Origin of the sequence: Isoptericola nanjingensis, from assembly GCF_050311635.1 — a bacterium.
Taxonomy (GTDB): domain Bacteria; phylum Actinomycetota; class Actinomycetes; order Actinomycetales; family Cellulomonadaceae; genus Isoptericola; species Isoptericola nanjingensis.
The window spans coordinates 1-1,157 of record NZ_JBNOZL010000014.1 but is presented as its reverse complement, the minus strand read 5'-3'; the positions used below and the strand labels follow the sequence as shown (position 1 = coordinate 1,157).

Sequence of the window (1,157 nt, the reverse complement as noted above, 5' to 3'; positions counted from 1 at the left end):
CATCACGGGCAGCAGGGCGAGGACGGCCATGGCCATCTGGGCGCCGTAGTCGGACACGGAGGTTTGGTCGACGTAGAGGCGGAGCGCGATGGGCAGGGGGTACAGGTCGGGCTTCTTGAGGTAGAGCAGGGGTCCGAGGAAGTCGTTCCAGGACCAGATGAACGCGAAGATCGAGCTGGTGATGATGGCGGGGCGCATCAGGGGCAGCATGATGGAGCCGAAGATGCGGCCGTGGCCGGCGCCGTCGATGCGGGCGGCCTCGTCGAGCTCTCTGGGCAGGTTGCGCATGAACTGGACCATGAGGAACACGAAGAACGCTTCGCCGGCGAGGAACTTCGGTGCCAGCAGGGGGATGAACGTGTTCACCAGGCCGAGCTCGTTGAACATGATGTATTGCGGGATGATCACGACGTGGAACGGCAGCAGCAGGGTGCCGATCATGATCGCGAAGAAGATGCCCCGGCCGGGGAAGTCGATCCTCGCGAACGCGTACGCGGCCACGGTCGAGGACAGGATCACCCCGACCACGGACGCGACGGCCAGGATCATCGAGTTGCCGAAGAAGGTCCAGAACCCGACCCCGCCGATCCCGGACAACGCGGTCGCGAAGTTGGACAGCGACAGGTTGTCCGACCACAGGCTGATGTTCCCGATGATCTCGTTGGACGGCTTGAACGAGGACATCAGCATCCACGCCGCGGGATACAGCACCACGATCGTGCAGACGACCATGAAGGCGTGGAACCCGACCGACCGCACGCCCTTGCGCCGTCTCGCGGCCTGACGTGAGGAGGAATCGATCGGACCCGCGGGACGCGACCCGCCGCTCGCGGGGACGGGGACGCCGGCCGCGGCCGCCTGGGCCGACAAGGGAGGGGTGACGATGTGTGTGTCGCTCATCGGTTGTCTCCGGAGTAGTGGACCCAGGCGTTCGAGGTCTTGAACAGGATCGCGGTGATGACGCCGACCACGATGACCAGGACCCAGGCCATCGCCGAGGCGTACCCCATGTCGAACTGGGCGAAGCCCTTGATGTACAGGTACAGCGTGTAGAACAGGGTCGAGTCCGCCGGCCCGCCCGTGCCGCCGGAGATGATGAACGCCGACCCGAACACCTGGAACGCGCCGATGGTCTCCAGCAGCAGGTTGAAGAACAG

General features: G+C 65.1%; 1 protein-coding gene and 1 pseudogene. Both read right to left on the bottom strand.

The window, feature by feature from the left end; translation table 11 throughout:
• A partial coding sequence (locus ACQP6G_RS20820) for a carbohydrate ABC transporter permease (RefSeq protein WP_429767224.1) occupies positions 1–732 on the bottom strand: 732 nt, incomplete at its 3' end.
• Between the two features lie 164 nt (positions 733–896).
• Positions 897–1,157: pseudogene (locus ACQP6G_RS20815) on the bottom strand (ABC transporter permease); the annotation flags it as partial.